This window comes from Laedolimicola intestinihominis, from assembly GCF_040096155.1.
Lineage (GTDB): Bacteria > Bacillota > Clostridia > Lachnospirales > Lachnospiraceae > Laedolimicola > Laedolimicola intestinihominis.
This window is the reverse complement of the sequence record NZ_JBBMFE010000034.1, coordinates 1-1,624: the sequence shown is the minus strand read 5'-3', so window position 1 is coordinate 1,624 and position 1,624 is coordinate 1. Positions and strand designations below refer to the sequence as shown.

At 53.0% G+C, this 1,624-nt stretch carries 1 rRNA gene; it reads right to left on the bottom strand.

What is annotated here, in order from left to right:
- Positions 1-3: 3 nt before the first annotated feature.
- A 23S ribosomal RNA gene (locus WMO29_RS16640) occupies positions 4-1,624 on the bottom strand; the annotation flags it as partial.

Sequence of the window (1,624 nt, the reverse complement as noted above, 5' to 3'; positions counted from 1 at the left end):
CTCTTGGTCAAGCCCTCGACCTATTAGTAACAGTCAGCTCCATGCATTACTGCACTTCCACCTCTGCCCTATCTACCTTGTCGTCTTCAAGGGGTCTTACTTCTTTCGAATGGGATATCTCATCTTGAGGGGGGCTTCACGCTTAGATGCCTTCAGCGTTTATCCCGTCCCGACTTGGCTACTCGGCCATGAGCCTGGCGGCTCAACCGATACACCAGAGGTCAGTCCATCCCGGTCCTCTCGTACTAAGGACAGCTCCTCTCAAATATCCTACGCCCACGCCGGATAGGGACCGAACTGTCTCACGACGTTCTGAACCCAGCTCGCGTACCGCTTTAATGGGCGAACAGCCCAACCCTTGGGACCTACTACAGCCCCAGGATGCGATGAGCCGACATCGAGGTGCCAAACCACTCCGTCGATGTGAACTCTTGGGAGTGATAAGCCTGTTATCCCCAGGGTAGCTTTTATCCGTTGAGCGATGGCATTCCCACTTAATACCACCGGATCACTAAGTCCTACTTTCGTACCTGCTCCACCCGTCGGTGTCACAGTCAAGCTCCCTTCTGCCTTTGCACTCTTCGAATGGTTTCCAACCATTCTGAGGGAACCTTTGAGCGCCTCCGATACCCTTTCGGAGGCGACCGCCCCAGTCAAACTCCCCGCCTGGCATTGTCCTATCACCGGGTCACGGTGACTAGTTAGAAACCCAATACTGCAAGGGTGGTATCCCAACATTGGCTCCATGGCAACTGGCGTCACCATTTCGCAGCCTCCCACCTATCCTGTACATGCAATACCGAATCCCAGTACCAAGCTGGAGTAAAGCTCCATGGGGTCTTTCCGTCCTGGCGCGGGTAACCAGCATCTTCACTGGTACTTCAATTTCACCGGATGCATTGTCGAGACAGTGCTCAAATCATTACGCCTTTCGTGCGGGTCGGAACTTACCCGACAAGGAATTTCGCTACCTTAGGACCGTTATAGTTACGGCCGCCGTTTACTGGGGCTTAAGTTCAATGCTTCGCTTGCGCTAACATCTCCCCTTAACCTTCCAGCACCGGGCAGGCGTCAGCCCATATACCTCACCTTTCGGTTTCGCATAGACCTGTGTTTTTGCTAAACAGTTGCTTGAGCCTATTCTCTGCGGCCTGCTCTCGCAGGCACCCCTTCTCCCGAAGTTACGGGGTCATTTTGCCGAGTTCCTTAACAATGCTTCTTCCGTCGGCCTTAGGATTCTCTCCTCATCCACCTGTGTCGGTTTACGGTACGGGTACTCTGCAAACAATAGCGGCTTTTCTCGACGCATGGCTCATGTGCTTCCCTACTTGATTTCGGTACGCGTCACGTCTTCGGATTGATAAGCGGATTTGCCAACTTATCTCCTACCTCGCTTGCACCGGACTTTCCATTTCCGGCTCACACTCTCCACACGTGTCCCCACAGTTCTGTTACAGAGCAGTACAGGAATCTCAACCTGTTGTCCATCGACTACGTCTTTCGACCTCGCCTTAGGTCCCGACTTACCCAGGGCAGATCAGCTTTACCCTGGAAACCTTAGATATTCGGCCGGAAGGATTCTCACCTTCCTCTCGCTACTCATTCCGGCATTCTCTCTTTTTAA